Here is a 16,169-nt window from a genome sequence, read left to right on the forward strand (position 1 = left end):
TATACTTATATCAACTTGTAATATTAGTTAATCTTGCTAATAATCAATTATATAGGATTGCTATAAATGTTTTCTATTCAAGAGCCAGACACAATTTTTGGCTTGTAAATCTCCAATCTCTACCCCCATTTATCAACTCAAAACCAAGTTTTACCAAGCTTTCCTTGAAAGCCGTGAAATGTTCCCAGTAAACAAGCCCATATTTTTAGGGTTTTTTCTTCAGGGTCATATAGTAAAATTGTAACTATCCTGCGGAGTAAATATTTTATGCGCTGACCACAGCTGTGTAGTCGATAGAAGCCTTCGGCGTAGCGAGTTTCTAAATAAGTGTGGTTCCGACTAATGTAGTAATTACGTAGACCAGAGTATTTGTGAACGATAATTTCTCGTTGAAAAAATTTTACTTTAACTGGATTACCAAAATTATGATACATGATAGCTTTAGTAACTATTAAATTACGGAATCCCTGTTGTCGTAATCTCAATCCATAATCGAGGTCAATTCCATCTATAAATAGTTCTGACCGAGGAGGAGCAATAGTTTTAGCCGCAGCAATGGAAATCAATGAACCAGAAGTTATAGGGGAATCGCACTCATAAAAATCAACATCATTATTATGTTTACAACCTCTAAATTGGTCTTTTACAAAGACTGCTCCCTGTACAACTTCCTCAGTTTTGCAATCAATCGCAGTAGGAGCAATAATCCCAATTTTGTTACTATCCTCCAGGGACAAATAGTTGTAAGTTTTCAACAAAATCTCCAAACAATCTTTAGTCGGTAAACTGTCTTGGTCAAAAGCCCATAAAAAATCATAACCTTCCTTTATTGCCCATTCCAACCCAAGTAGCAAACCTTGACCAATGCCAATATTTTCTGGATAATGATGTATTAAAATCGATTCATTATGATCAATTTCTAATAATTTTTGCTCGGAATTATCCACTACAAAAACAATATCTATTGGTAGAGATTGAGATTTAATAGCTTGCAAACAATTGCTGGCAGCTTGTTTATCTTTATAGAGGGTTATATAAGCTGCCACTTTTACGGTCATTGATTTAGGTGTTATGTAAGAACTCTATTTATGTATTTTATATCTTAATACTCTAATCTCCAGGCTCATGTATCAAGATTAACTAAGATAAATCAATATTCAGATACTTGTAAAATAGACTTTATTAAGAAGAAATATCCCTAGATGTTTGAGCATTATAAATTTCTTCTAATATTTGTTGAAGATTATACTTGTATTCCCATGTTGGATAATGAGAACGGAATTTTCTAACATCTGAAATGTACCAGATATGATCGCCAGACCGATTCTGTTCTGTATAAGAATATTGTAGATTTTTACCTACTATATTTTCGCAAATTGAAATTGCTTCTAACATAGAGCAATTACTATGCCGAGAGCCTCCCATATTATAAACTTCTCCACATCTGGGATTTTGATAAAAATGATAAAAAGCATTAACCAAATCGTAACTGTGTATATTATCTCTAACTTGCTTACCTTGGTAGCCAAATATTGTGTAAATTTCACTAGTAATAGTACATTTCATTAAATAAGCTAGAAAACCATGCAACTGAGCGCCAGAATGGTTAGGGCCAGTCAAGCAACCTCCTCTAAAGGTAACAGTCTTCATGCCGAAGTATCTACCATATTCTTGAACTAGAATATCTGCGGCAACTTTAGAAGCACCAAATAAAGAATGTTTGGAATTGTCAATTGTCATTGACTCATCAATACCCTCTCTGTATTGATGGTTTGGTTCAATTTCCCAACGTGTTTGTAACTCCTCTAAGGGTAAATAGTTGGGAGCATCGCCATAGACTTTGTTCGTTGAGGTAAATATAAAAGTTGCATCCGGGCAATATTGTCGAGTGGCTTCTAATAAGACTAAAGTACCGTTAGCATTAACTGTAAAATCTGTATGAGGGTCTTTTGCTGCCCAGTCATGAGATGGTTGTGCTGCTGTATGAATAATCAGACAAATGTCAGAGGAATATTCTTTAAATAGGTTTTCTATTGCGGAGCGATCGCGAATATCAATATCATAATGACGATAGCTCTCACCGTACTTATCTTCTAGGATGCGACGATTCCACTCTGTTGATGCAGATTCACCGAAAAATACCGCCCGCATATTATTATCTATACCCACAACATGAAAACCGTTCTGGGCAAAAAAATGAACCGATTCTGAACCTATTAGACCAGCTGAACCAGTAATTAAAACGATGGGCATAATATTTTTAATCACGTCATAGTATAATCACCAGTTTAGGATAAAATAGGCTTTAGAATTGTTTCATACTCAAGAATCCAGTCATAAATATCTTTAAGAGTTTGTTCAGGATTCATCATTGGCTTCCATCCAGTCTTAGAAATTATTTTGGAAGAATCCGTAATATAGATGGGGATATCACCTTGTCTGGCTGTTTCTTCTGATTTGATCGCAATAGATTTACCAGTAATTGCCTCACATAATCTAGTAGTCTCTAATAGCGATAGACTATTATCAGCACCTCCACCAACATTTAAAACATCGCCATCTAGTTCTAAAAAATGTTCTAACTGATAATTAATTAGGCTTAACAAATCTTCAATATGCAATAAATCTCTAACCTGTTTACCTGTACCCCCATAACCTATGTAACTTAGAGATTTTTCAAAATGGTGTGCAGCTAACCACAAAACAAAAACACCTTGGTCAACTTTACCCATTTGCCAAGGCCCTGTAATTACGCCACAACGGTTGACTATTGCCTGAATATTATAAGCTTGTCGATACTCTTCGATCAACATTTCCGAAGCAAGTTTAGTAGTACCATATAGAGAACGGTAGCTTTGAAGTGGGAATTCTTCGGCTATACCAAAATGAGAGACTCCAGGTATTGTCTGTTCAACAGCGATACTAAAACTGGTTGGTAATTCTACTAAATTAACTGATTTAAGTGTTTCAATCGGATAAACACGACTAGTAGATAGAAAGAGCAAACGAGCTTGAATTTGTCTAGCTAATTCCAGAACATTGATAGTTCCTATTAAATTTGTTTGCAGGACGTATTGTGGAGAAGTAAATCCTGCAAGTACAGAAGGTTCAGCAGAACAATCAATGATTGTATCGACATTAAATGTTCCAGGATCTAAATCGCTAGAACAACGAATATCACCATGTATAAATCCAATCCCTAAATTTTTTAGTCTAGGAAGATTTAATTCTGAACCACGCCTTCTGAGATTATCAAAACATGTAATTTTCCACTGAGAATGATGCTTTTTTAGATTAATTGCTAAGGAACTGCCAACAAAACCAGCGCCTCCTAAAATCAGAATCTTCTCAGCCATTGGATTTAAACCTTTGATTAACTAGCTGTCTATTTTTGCTTAGATGATAATCTCCACGCGATAAATGTTTTTCTAGCCAGATGTAGAGGACTATAAACAAATATCGACTACCCATTTCTTTGAGCTTTAACTTAGAAACTCCTGTGGTTCTATTTCTCCAAGTAATGGGAAGAGTTGTATAAGAATACCCTCTTACTATAGCTTTGAGTGGCATTTCTACAGTTAAATTGAAATGATGAGATACTAATGGAAAGATACCTTCAATAACTTCTTTACGATAAATTTTAAATGCATTAGTCGTGTCGTTAAATTTTAACCCAAATAAAATTTTAATAAATAAGTTAGCTAAACGATTAACAATTAATTTGTGGGTGGCATAGTCAATAACTTTACCTCCTTTAATGAAGCGGGAACCAAAAACACAATCGTATCCTTCTTGCAATTTATGGTAGTAAGATACTATGTCTTCTGGTGCATCTGAACTATCTGCCATAACTACCGCTACAGCATCTCCTGTAAAATTTTCTAATCCACAGCGAACTGCAAAGCCAAAGCCGTTAGGATAATAATTATTGACGTAACGCAGCTTACTATTTTCGGAATTTATCTGCTGTAATAATTGTTCTGTGTTATCTTTACTGTTATCGTTAACTACTAAAATTTCGTAATCTATTTTTTCTTGTTCCAAAACTCGGCTAATAGTCCGAATAGTTGGAAGTATACAGTCTTCTTCGTTGTAGGCTGGAATCACTATTGATAAAGAATTGACAGATTTTGAACTATCTATCGTTATTGGATCATCTATCCTTAAGCTAGAATTTACTGATATAGCAGGAGCCAATGATTCTGGATAATATGTAGCTGATATTTTTTGCGTCTGTGAATTGTTATGATTCTCTTTTGGGATTTTAAATACAAAGCGATCGCTAATCAAATAATTAATTGATGCACTCACAAGTGCGCCTATTATAGTATTAATGCCATAGTTGACTTTCAACCAATCTAAAATCGGAAAAATCAAGAAAACGCGAACAATAACTGCTGCGCCCGCAGAAACATGGTAAAGAGGAAGTTGTCTCAAAAATACTTCTCTCAGGTTCCAAATGCCGCCAGTCCAAACCCAACTTCGGTATATAAAAAAACTAAATCCTAGGGAAATTTCAATTGATATTAGATTGGCTATATTACGCAATAAAGGGGTATTAAATTCTAATTTTTCAATGATTAAATAAATTAGTGCAAGGTTTAGTGCTGCTGCTAAACCACCACCTAGCAGAAACTTTAGTATTTTTGGCTTAAATATTTTTTTTATCATTTTACTCTATACTTCCTTTTACGTTGATAACCATAAACAATACAGCTTTTAAACTAAACTTGATTATTTTTTATTCCACTACTTTTATCTTTGGTTCACCATTCAACTTTATAAACTGTTGACCAGTTCGGTCATAAACCCAAGCCTTAATAACAGTTTCACCTCGTGGTATAGATTTTAGAGAAACATTCGCTTCCCAACCTGATGTATTGTACAGATTTGAATTTAAGGCTTTAACTACATCAGGTCTGTTTAAATTTACAAGCCCAGTGGCAAAAAATGATTGACTATTCCCATAGGATAGTAAAACTATGGGTGGCTGTTCTTGACCTTCAGGGAGAATAGCCCAGCCCGACAATTTTAAAGCATCACTACTGCGTATATTTAATGGTTGTTTTGTTGTTTGAGGTACATCAATGTAACCGTTATTTTTCTCGGCTTTAGTTATAAAATTGATATTTTGAGGAAAATTCCTAAACTCTAATTTTTGAAGAACTGTACTTAGTTCTCGTATTCGAAATTGATCTGGGAAAAGAAAATTTAAACAGTTGTTAGGTGAATTAGTTATAGATTTATCTATATAATTTATAATTTCTAAACAATTTTTACCAGCTTTCCTTTGTATCCATATACTTTGACCTGTTGCAATGCTATCAGTTGAGATATAAATAGAAATACTTATTAGAAAGCTTAGGCAGAATACTGAGAATATATTTATTTTTTTGCCTTGTTCTTGGTATTTGTATAAAATCCATAATCCACACAATTGTAAGCAGGATATAACTAATAAGATCGAAACAGTTACGTACCTAGATGAAGTAGCTTGCTCAACACCAAAACCAGCTCTACCAACAGTAGTCATTGATGCAAACAAAATGGCAAACCAACTCAGTGATAACCAAGGTGCGGCTTTATTGGCAAAGTTTGATTGCTGATTGGTAAAAGAGAATAGATTGAAAAAGGAAAAAACTAATAATATTATTAAACCAGTAAGTACAGGAGGAAAAGTATTTTTTAATAATGAGAAACCTATCAAAGTGAAGAAATATTGTGATGCAATTAATGGCTTCTGTAAAATAAAAAATGTAGTAGGATGATGAGAAGGTTTTTCATAACCAATAGAATAGATAGCAACACAAAAAGCAAAAAGCCCCATCCATACCAAAATCCTAATTTTTTTTTGTTTATTTATCCCTTCCAGGAAGTATACTGATGGTAGGATTGCAACCCAAGATAGTAATCCATGAGCCGACGAGAAGCTAGCAATAAAACAACATAGAGATGCAAGTAATAATCTGATATTTGGAAGTAAGTTTTTAGGCACAGTAAGAATAAAAATTGCTAATATTAAGCAGGTATTTATAAATAACCAAGCTATTTGAAACCCCCATAGCCAATTTTCATACTGGTTTAAAGAAAAATGCACAATACAAACTATAATATTAAATAAATTAAATAATACTTTATTATCTTGATTCCAATTAGAAGCTGCAATCTTATATAAGATTACAAAATTTACTAAAGCCAATAAGAAAATAAAGTAAATTTCTAGCTTAATGTTCCACTTAGAAGAAAATGCAAGTACTGCGAATATTATCCTTGGAAAAAGTATTCGATGCTCGTTGTGTTGAGAAAAAAAATCTCCGAAATTTGCAGTACCGCTATGAATTTTATCAAAAAAATTTACTAATGCCCAATCGTCCCCAAAAGGTACATTTACACTGAAGGTAGTTACAAACCAGAAAAGTAAAATAACTGGCAGAGAATAGGCAACTGCGAAGAGTAACTTTGCTTTTTGGAATGACAGAGGTTTATTGTACATATCAGAAATGTTGAATCCTTATACAAAACTTTACATATATAGTTACACTAACTTCACCGAATACTTGCGGTTCGATGATGAGCATGTTTGGAATGGAAGTAAGGAAAATGTTCATTGAATATATCGATATTCAGCTTCCACTAACGAACAGCCATTAAGGCAAAGCTTGGCCCATTGGGATGGTCTGGAGCATCAAAACTTACTTCAATGTCTTTCAAACCAAAGTATTTGAGGCAAGCTAGTATATCATCGTGGCTCATCCAATAACTAGTAGTTGCATTACCACCACAAAAACCTGACCATTCCAGCGCTTTTTCATATTCCTGACGATAAAGAGTATGCTTAAAGCCATCATAATTACTTTTAGAACTACCTACAAATTTATGTCTAAGGTTCGGATTACTTGAAATTACGTTTTTATCATAATAATGTGTCCAAATAAATATTTTATCTGTACACTTAGCTATTAGCCCAATCAATTCTGCTGGATTGTTCATGTGATAGAGTACACCGCTAGCTATACATACATCAAATTTAGTTTGAGTATTTCGTAAGTATTCTACAAAGTCCCCACATAAAAAACGTGTATTTTTCAGTTCTAAAATCTCTTTGATAATTAAACACTTTAAATAAGCACGGGTATTAGCTTCTATTGATAAAATTGATGCTGCCTCTAAGCATTCCAACATATAAGTATGCCCTGCTTCCAATGGCCCCAATTCCAGCACAGTTTTACCTTTAATCCCGCCTAGTTTCGTAGATACCCAATCAATTCTTGCATCTTCAAACAATGGAATTGAACCTGCTTTAAAATCTGCTAGTGGTGCAGGTAATTTTGATGACCACTCACTTTTAAAAATATCGAGTGCATTTTGCGGGCTAGGTGCAGATTTGATATATTGATCTAAAATGTTCATATTTTTTGATGAATTTTGTTAATGTTTATAAATTAGCAGGTTGGAGGTTGACATCAAGTATTGATGCTGTAATCTTCACGCTTAAAGGTTAAATTGATACTATAGCAAGGATCGTATTCTATAAAGTTTTTCCACTTGTTTTGCATGTACGCTGTTTCTTTAATAAATCTTGCTAATTTTGCAGGTGTATCTTCACAACCTCGGCTTTTAGATTCATAGTGATACAACATAACGTGTGGTAAATAGATATTATTGTAACCTTTCTCAACAATCTTTAAACACAAGTCAACATCATTAAATGCAACTGCAAGTTCCTCTTCAAAACCTCCGATTACTTCAAAAATTTCTCGTCTACACATTAAACAAGCGGCTGTCACAGCCGAATAATTATTGACTGTTAAGATTTGACCAAAGTATCCTGGGGAATTGACCGGATAATGTTTATGACTATGATTAGCAACTCCACCAACACCCATGATTACACCAGCATGTTGAATTGTGTTATCTGGATATAAAAGCAAGGCTCCGACACTCCCAATACTAGGTCTTTGAGCTTGTTCAACCATTCCATCTATCCAGTCAGGAGTGATTACCTCAATATCATTATTCAAAAACAGTAGATAATCACCTTTAGCGTGAGTAACTGCATAATTATTAATCTTGGAATAGTTAAAAGGTATATCAAGACGGTAACATTTAAACCTACTAGATTCCTTTTGTTGCCATTTAGAAATCACATTAGCTGTATTTTCTTCTTGACTACCGTTGTCTATGAGAATTACTTCATAATTTGGGTAAGTTGTCTTCTCAAAAATAGATGTTAGGCATTTGTCTAAGGTATTACCCAAATCTCTTGTAGGGATGATAATACTAACAAGCTTATAATCTTTGATTGTATATCGAATTATATGATGCCCCACAAGGCTTCCAGCTTGTGTAACCCGTCCATCTTCACCTCGTCTAGCAAGGGCATCTACTAATGCCTTCTCTGCTGCTATAACAGCATAAGGTTTTTGATCGGGTTTACTTGCGGCAGATTGGGGATGAATTCTCCAGTGGTATAATATTTTTGGTATATGAAATATCTGTGTGGTTTTTTCGGTTATTCTTAAAACTAAATCATAGTCTTGGCTTCCTTCATAACCTGTTCTAAAACCTCCAATGGCGTTTACTAGCGCTCGTCGATAGGTTCCTAAATGACAGGTATACATCCGAGATAAAAATGAGTCTGGACACCAATCTGGTTTAAAGAAAGGATCTCGTAGTTTACCAGTTTCATCAATTTTATCTTCATCAGAATAAATCATATCTGCTTCTCGATGCTTATTGAGCAGTAGAGCAATTTCATACAAAGCATCTGGAGTTAGCAAATCATCATGATCGAGTAAGGCAATAAACTCACCCGTTGCAATTTCTATTGCTGAGTTAGAGCATCTAGAAATATGTCCATTTTCAGTTCTAAAAACAACTTTTATTCGGGAATCTTTTGATGAGTACTCCTCTAACATTTCTTTAACATAATTATCTGTAGAGGAATCGTCAGCAATACATAACTCCCAATAGGGATATACCTGATTCAATACAGACTGAATGGCTTCTTGCAGAAAATGCGTTGGAGTATTGAAAACAGGCATAATCAGACTAATAGTAGGCTTATAATCTAATATTTTTGCCGTTTCACCCATCTTTTGTAAGGCTGCTTGATTAGGGTAGTTTTGGTTCAGCCACTTCTGGTAATTAACATCATTAGTTTGAGGAATATCTGGTAGGGCTATAGTAGGTAGTAATGCATCATCAAATTTTAAGCTTGAAGAAGTTTTTTTCAGTAATTTTTTTAAGCAGTACCCAAGCCCTTTTGTTCGGAAAACACTCCACAAGTTTTTTAATTGTGACAAAATACTTATGTTAGATGAACCAGAATTGGATACTAAATTTATAGTTGTAGCACCTCTGAATTTAAACCATAAACTTATATGAAACGGATTATCATCGTCTAGTAAACCTAAAGCATGTCTCAATTTAAACCATATTTTTCGCATCTGCCAAAATTTACTAGTATTCATGGCTGTAATAGTGCAGTGCGAATGATTTAATTCTGCCTGAGTGTGTTGTAGAGTAGACTGCGATCGCTCCAATTCTGTTTGAGTGTGTTGTAGAGTGGACTGCGATCGCTCCAATTCTGTTTGAGTTTGTTGTAGAGTGGACTGCGATCGCTCCAATTCTGTTTGAGTTTGTTGTAGAGTGGACTGCGATCGCTCCAATTCTGTTTGAGTGTGTTGTAGAGTAGACTGCGATCGCTCTAATTCTGCCTGAGTGTTTTGTAGAGTAGACTGCGATCGCTCTAATTCTGTCTGAGTGTTTTGTAGAGTAGACTGCGATCGCTCTAATTCTGTTTTTGAATCTTTTTTAATTTTGTAAATATCAAGCCAATCTTGAAGAACCCAGTCTCTAAAATAAATATCAACTTCTAATGGTTCTAGATGAACTGACTGGCATTTTAAATCAGCTTGATCGTTTAAATTATTATATAGTTCTACTGCTTCTGGAAAAAACCTTTTAATTAACATCTGTCTGTGAGATTTCGATGCTAAATTACTCATTAATGATTTATCTGCAATACCTTCACTAGGATCTTTAATTTTAATACCAAATTTATTGACACATAATTTTGAGATGACAGTATGATCTGCAATTACAGTATCAGTATTTAATAAAATGCATTTATCTGGAAACTGATGATGAAAATCTAGGATGATTTTGTTATAGTGCATCCAGATTTGTAAAGCGTATTTAGGATTGCTATAAAATATTTCATCTCCGCGACGATATAAAGAATCAATAACTTCCCAAGGCGATCTATATATAAATATAAAATATGCTTGTGGTAGTAACTTTTTCCAAAAATCTAAGAAAAGAGTCGTGCGTGGATCTTTCCATCCCCAGTAATTATCTGTTGCATTTTCATCGATAATTAGTCTTGCTTTATCAAACAATTGCTGTGGTATTTCGATATCCTTCTGTACTGTCCATCCTTCCTGACTAATACCTTGACAACGTAGAGCATGTTGGTGAAAACCTACAAAGTCTAAATTTTCAAAATGACCTTTTGGGTTACTAGGAAATGCACCCATTAATCTTTCACCTATATTTACTCCCGCACTTTCCATCAACGATGCGGAGAGAGAAGTGCCTGAACGATGCATTCCAGTAATTATGAAAATCGAAGATTTGTTATCTTGGCTCATCACAACTTCGCCTTCCTTTTGCCTTTCTTATTTAGTTATCAATAAATAATATCTAATTAATGTAAATAAGTAGCAGGTTATACAAGTATTTAAATTAAATATTTTTCCTGATTGACATCTTTCTCATAAGTTTTGACTGAGGATGATATCAGGACACATAGGGGATTAGATGGTGCAGTAATCTCTCTCAATTGTGATATTCTATCAGAACCTCTATGACATAAATCTTCCTTTTACATCTTTTCTGATGCATTCATCTAAAAGACAATATATTAAGGTTTATATAGACTTTTATGATAACAATTCATTGTTTGCATTTTCCTCTTTCTTAACTACAAAGTTTAGGTATTTATTTACAACCTCCTTTGAACTCTCAGTGAATTTAATTTTTCCTTTATCTAGCCATATAGATTTTTGACAAGTTCGTTCGATAAACCTTAAATCATGAGAGACTACAAGAATCGTCACATTTTCATCCCATAATTTCTCAATTCGCTGCTTACACTTGTTCTTAAAACTCTCATCTCCTACAGATAACACCTCATCTAGAATTAGGATATCAGGCTGCACGTCTGTTGCAATAGCAAAACCTAACCTTGCCACCATACCTGAAGATAATCCCTTGACTGGGACAAAAGCATAATCTTGTAATTCGGCAAACTCCAAAATTGAAGCTGCTCTATTTTTCATTTCCGATCTAGAATACCCCAGAAGTACACCATACAGGATAATATTATCCATTACGGAAATTTCCAAATCAAAACCTGCTCCTAATTCAATCAAAGGCGCAATTTTACCTCGTACCCGTACTGTTCCACTAGTAGGTTGCAAGATTCCAGAAATTACTTTTAGAAGAGTGGATTTACCGGAGCCATTCGCACCAATAATACCAATCTTTTCGCCTTTTTTAACGACGAAATCAATTTTATCCAGCACTAACTTTTTTACTGGTTGACGATATTTCCCTTCTAAAACAGATAGCATGGTTTTCTTAAGGTCATAAGAAAATTCCTCTTGTGTCCGTCGCAATAGCGAAACGTTATCTAGGCGAATTACTTCCATTTACAGCAAATCCATGAATTGATGTCGCCAAAAGTGAAAACAAGTCCATCCCAAGGCTAAAATAATTACCCCACTGAGCAAAGAACCCCAAATTAAACCTAAATCTGGCAGAGAACCTGATAATGTAATCTGACGGAGACTTTCAATAATTGGTGATAACGGATTAAGACCTAAAAACTGCCTTACCTGCGGTGGAACAATAGCTGCTGGATAAAATATCGGACTACTTAGCCAAATTACAAATACAACTAACTCATAAAAATAAGGCAAGTCTCTAAAAAATACGTATAAAGAACTGACTAAAAAACCTATTCCTGTGGAAACTAAAATTAAAGACAGAAAAGGAAATAGGAGTGCCAATACATTGACTAAACTCTTTGAATTAATGAAAGTCATTAATGCCAGTAAGGGAAATGTCCCTACTGAAAACTGAAATATGTTTGCACAAATCATTGATAAAGGAAAAACGCTGACTGGCAGACTAATTTTATTTAATAGTGAACCATTACCGACTACACTAGTCAACGCCTGAGAGGTAGAAGCTGAGAAAAAATTGATCACTACCAGTCCTGTAAAGGCTGCCAATACGTAGTTTAGTATCGAGTTACCGTAATAGGAAGCAAAAGTAGCGCCGAAAATTGCTGTGTACAGCCCGGTCATCATCAACGGGTTGAATAGCGACCAATAAACCCCCAGAATCGAACCTCGATAACGCACTTTGAGATTTCGCGCTACCAAAACGTGCAGCAATTCCCAGTAGCGCTGCATTTGCAACCAAGTTGAATTGTCTTTAAGCGAAATTCTCATTGTTAAAAACTACCACACACCAGAGGCGACTTATTTGCGAATTTTATACTAAATAGATAGGCGTAATTAAATATAAGATCAAACCTCACCCTCAATGCCTCTCCAAAGTATCGGAGAGGTAAGCCGGAGGCAGGGTGAGGTTTGATATTTAATTTGACCCACTTACTTATAAGAGCTTACTTTACTGCATCAGCCTACTATGAAGAGCTTTACTTTAAAAAGCATTGTTAAGCACATTACCAGTTACCATTTTTTCACTCTGAACTTCATCTTCCTCTTGGAAGACCAGCTAATTTATTAATTGGTTCCTAAAACTCTCTGCTACAAATCAGCAGGCTTTTTATATCATAAAAATCTTTCAAAGTCAAATATCATTTTTCTGAGGATGTTTACATTATTTGATGATTTAGGCGCTACTTTAATTACCTAACTCAAGCTATCTGGATCAACTCCCTGCGATCGCAAATATTCTGCCAATCGCTCTGCCCGTTGATGCTCTTGTTCAGCCCGTTGGCGTTCTTGTTCAGCTTGTTCTCTTTGCGTCGACACCCAACTTGCTGCATTATACCAACGTAACCACAAACCTGTTGTCTGCTGATAAGAACCTTGCCAAAGACCCAATCCTAGTTCTAACTCTTCCAACCAGAAGCGGTTCTCTGGTAAAGATATTGCCTCGTAGCGAGTGCCAATGAGTTTAAAGACACGCAAGCGATTTTCATAGCGATCGTAGACAACGTAGTAGGGAACCCGCAAAATGCGTTCATATACTTCCCACTTGGTTGGGGGTCGATTTACCTCATGGAGTGTTTTTCCTAAGTCTTCTTGTTCTGTGCCTGGTGAAAGTAATTCAATTACTAAAAATGGATCGATACCCTCTTGCCAAATGACGTAACTTAAGCGTAGGTCTTGCTGCTGGCTAACAGTAGGTACTCCTAAAACCATATACCAATCAGGACGCTTGTACCACAAGGGATGGCGGGGATCCTAGTAAAGGTTTAAGTCGCTAGCAAGTAAAATTTCCTCAGATGGATAAGTCAGAGGCTGACAACTCTCACTGAGCAAATCCGCCTGAATGCAGTGAAATTCATCTGGCAAACCTGATTCCCCTATTAATTCACTAGGTAAATCATACATCGTAGGCATTGTTTCTTGTGGCGGACGGGGTGGATCTGTTTGATACATGACTACTACCTTGGTTGCTTAACTCAAGCTATCTGGATTAACTCCTAACGATCGCAAATATTCAGCCAAGCGTTGCGATCGCAGCCGTTCTTGTTCTAACTGCAATTGTGTCTCACCTGCCTGTTGCTGGGCTTCTGATGCCTGTTGCTGGGCTTCTGATGCCTGTTGCTGGGCTTCTGATACCTGTTGCTGGGCTTCTGATACCTGTTGCTGGGCTTCTGATGCCTGTCGCTGGGCTGTAATAGCCACCTGTTGCGCCACAAGAGCAGCTTCCTCTGGTGTTGGAACTAAATCACCATCGGGTGTGAAGTAGCGTAATTTACCTCCTTCTACGCCTAAATACAGCCTAAGCACATCACTCCAATACCATCCCCGTACATTTGGGGTAATTTCCTGATACTTGTTGCCTACCAATTCAAAACCGGCAAATTCCAAATTTTCCGGCGAGAACCAAAAATATTCTGGCGTGTGAAATCGATTTTCATAGAGATTTTTCTTCAAATTCCGGTCAATATCAGCCGTACTTTCAGAAAGTAATTCAATAATCAAATCTGGATAACGACCATCTTCTTCCCAGACCACCCAGGAATTACGCGATCGCTTTTCGGTATCTTTGACCAAAAAAAAGTCTGGGCCTCGAAAATCTCGATTTCGCAACTGCTGACGGCTAAAATAAATTGTCAGGTCCGCACCTATAAAGAAATCATTACAGTCACGCCATAGCCACTCAAGGGAAGTTACCAGCAGCAGTAGCTGCATATAGTGCAATGAAGTTTCCATTTCCGGCTCATCACTTAACAACTGAGTTGCATCGGGCATCTGCTGTTCTAGCTGTTGCGCTGTGACCAACACCATCGTTGTACCTGTTTGATTGTTGATTTAATTTTAAGCTTTTTGTCATTTGTCATTAGGGATTGGGAAAAATTTATTTCCTAGTCCCCAGTCCCCATTCTCTGAATTTGTGAAAGCTGAGTCACGGATTCCGCTACACTGAGACGAAGGTTTGTTGCATTGTAATTAGGCATGGAAATCGGACAAAAGGTTAAAGTATTTCGTTTGCGCGATCGCGTTTCTGCCCCTATTGTAAAAAAACTAGGGCAAGTGGGTATCATCCAAGGCTACAAAGTTACTGATGGTGCTGGAATCGGTGTTGTTGTGCTGTTTGAAGACAATAGTTCCACTTGGTTTTTTGAAGATGAGATCAAACCTGTGTAGTTGGAAAGAACTCAGAACCGGGTTTTTCTTGGTATCTGAAATCTCAAGCACAGGCTGAGAATCTTTATTGAGTGCTAAGTTGGAGTTGAAAAGATCGGCGGTGAAAATAGGAATCAAGTAATGGCTCTAATATTGACATTTTTGGGCAAAGGCGGCATCGCTCGTACCAAAATTGCGATCGCCGCCGCCAAATTATTGGCAAGTCAAGGCAAGCGCGTACTTCTAGCAGGACAAGCAGAACCAACATTATCAATCCTGTTGGGTACTCCCATTGCTGCCGATCCTCAAGAGATCGCTCCCAAGTTACAGGCGGTAGAGTTTAAAGCATCTGTACTGCTTGAGCGCAACTGGGACGAAGTAAAAAAACTTGAAGCGCAATACCTCCGCACGCCCATTTTCAAAGACGTTTTTGGTCAAGAACTGGTAGTACTACCAGGAATGGACAACGCCCTAGCCCTCAATGCTATCCGCGAATATGATGCCAGTGGCAAATATGATGCGATCGTCTACGATGGCACGGGCGACTCTTTAATGTTGCGAATGTTAGGTTTGCCAGAATCTCTCAGTTGGTATGTCAGGCGATTTCGGCAATTGTTTGTCAACTCCGATTTGGGGAAGACAATTACTGAATCGCCCTTAATTCAACCGCTAATTAGCAGCTTTTTCAATATCAACTGGACAGCAGATAGCTTTGCAGCGCCCACTAACCAAGTCAATAATTTCTTGGAAAAAGGCAGAGCCGCACTTGCCGATCCTAAACGTCTCGCTGCTTTCTTAGTGACCACAGGAGATCCCATTGAGGTAGCAAATGCTCGTTATTTGTGGGGTAGCGCTCAACAAATTGGTTTAACAGTCGGTGGTGTTCTACTTGTGTCTCCTGAGACAAATATCAATCTGTCAGAGGAATTTATTCCCCTACCTGTGAGTGTCGTTCCCGACTCGTCAACAGGTGATTGGCAACCACTGATAGACGCACTACCCAACTTTGAAGCACAAGCTTTACAGGCTCCTAAACCAATTGAAATAGACATCCACAATCGTCAAGTCCGCTTATTCTTGCCGGGTTTTGACAAAAAGCAAGTCAAACTTACCCAATACGGGCCAGAAGTCACGGTAGAAGCAGGAGACCAACGCCGGAATATTCCCCTCCCCTCGGCTTTGAGCGGCAGATCCGTTGCTGGAGCAAAGTTTCAGAATAATTATTTGATAATTTCGTTTTAAGTTATTAGGTATGGGCATGGGGCATAG

At 36.7% G+C, this 16,169-nt stretch carries 12 protein-coding genes and 1 pseudogene; 2 read left to right on the top strand and 11 right to left on the bottom strand.

Annotation, left to right across the window (positions count from 1 at the left end; translation table 11 throughout):
- Positions 1-137 precede the first annotated feature (137 nt).
- The 11 genes and pseudogenes from V7K98_RS16145 to V7K98_RS16195 form a co-directional block, all read right to left on the bottom strand.
- Positions 138-1,058 carry a glycosyltransferase gene (locus V7K98_RS16145; protein WP_335023484.1) on the bottom strand — a complete coding sequence of 307 codons (921 nt, stop codon included), beginning with the start codon at positions 1,056-1,058 and terminating at the stop codon, positions 138-140.
- Positions 1,059-1,182: 124 nt separating this feature from the next.
- Positions 1,183-2,253 carry an NAD-dependent epimerase/dehydratase family protein gene (locus V7K98_RS16150; protein ID WP_335023486.1) on the bottom strand — a complete coding sequence of 357 codons (1,071 nt, stop codon included), beginning with the start codon at positions 2,251-2,253 and terminating at the stop codon, positions 1,183-1,185.
- A gap of 35 nt (positions 2,254-2,288) precedes the next feature.
- Complete coding sequence (locus tag V7K98_RS16155; RefSeq protein WP_335023488.1) at positions 2,289-3,356, bottom strand: NAD-dependent epimerase/dehydratase family protein; 1,068 nt, start codon at positions 3,354-3,356, stop codon at positions 2,289-2,291.
- A complete protein-coding gene (locus V7K98_RS16160; RefSeq protein ID WP_335023490.1) occupies positions 3,349-4,671 on the bottom strand; it encodes a glycosyltransferase in 1,323 nt (440 codons plus the stop codon). The genes V7K98_RS16155 and V7K98_RS16160 overlap by 8 nt, the downstream gene beginning before the upstream one ends.
- 70 nt (positions 4,672-4,741) lie before the next feature.
- The gene (locus tag V7K98_RS16165) at positions 4,742-6,493 is read right to left on the bottom strand and encodes a hypothetical protein (protein ID WP_335023492.1); all 1,752 of its coding nucleotides are present in this window, start codon (positions 6,491-6,493) and stop codon (positions 4,742-4,744) included.
- A gap of 140 nt (positions 6,494-6,633) precedes the next feature.
- Positions 6,634-7,410 (bottom strand): class I SAM-dependent methyltransferase, encoded by a 777-nt coding sequence (locus V7K98_RS16170; RefSeq protein WP_335023494.1) that lies wholly within the window; start codon positions 7,408-7,410, stop codon positions 6,634-6,636.
- Positions 7,411-7,463: 53 nt separating this feature from the next.
- The gene (locus V7K98_RS16175) at positions 7,464-10,655 is read right to left on the bottom strand and encodes a glycosyltransferase (protein WP_335023496.1); all 3,192 of its coding nucleotides are present in this window, start codon (positions 10,653-10,655) and stop codon (positions 7,464-7,466) included.
- 291 nt (positions 10,656-10,946) lie between these two features.
- On the bottom strand, positions 10,947-11,717 hold the full coding sequence (locus V7K98_RS16180; RefSeq protein ID WP_335023498.1) for an ABC transporter ATP-binding protein: 771 nt from the start codon (positions 11,715-11,717) through the stop codon (positions 10,947-10,949).
- Positions 11,718-12,524 (bottom strand): ABC transporter permease, encoded by an 807-nt coding sequence (locus V7K98_RS16185; protein ID WP_335023500.1) that lies wholly within the window; start codon positions 12,522-12,524, stop codon positions 11,718-11,720.
- Between the two features lie 426 nt (positions 12,525-12,950).
- Positions 12,951-13,706, bottom strand: a pseudogene (locus V7K98_RS16190) (Uma2 family endonuclease).
- Positions 13,707-13,724: 18 nt separating this feature from the next.
- Entirely contained in the window at positions 13,725-14,558 is an 834-nt protein-coding gene (locus tag V7K98_RS16195) for a Uma2 family endonuclease (RefSeq protein ID WP_335023672.1), read from the bottom strand.
- 171 nt (positions 14,559-14,729) lie between these two features.
- On the opposite strand from V7K98_RS16195, the gene petP reads away from it, so the two are divergent.
- Together petP and V7K98_RS16205 are read left to right on the top strand one after the other, a co-directional pair.
- Positions 14,730-14,921, top strand: coding sequence for a cytochrome b6f subunit PetP (petP, locus tag V7K98_RS16200; RefSeq protein ID WP_335023502.1), 192 nt, complete (start codon positions 14,730-14,732; stop codon positions 14,919-14,921).
- A gap of 120 nt (positions 14,922-15,041) precedes the next feature.
- On the top strand, positions 15,042-16,142 hold the full coding sequence (locus V7K98_RS16205) for a Get3/ArsA fold putative tail anchor-mediating ATPase NosAFP (protein ID WP_335023504.1): 1,101 nt from the start codon (positions 15,042-15,044) through the stop codon (positions 16,140-16,142).
- The last annotated feature ends 27 nt before the right edge of the window (positions 16,143-16,169 follow it).

This window comes from Nostoc sp. (genome assembly GCF_036917435.1).
In the GTDB taxonomy this organism is placed as follows: domain Bacteria; phylum Cyanobacteriota; class Cyanobacteriia; order Cyanobacteriales; family Nostocaceae; genus Nostoc.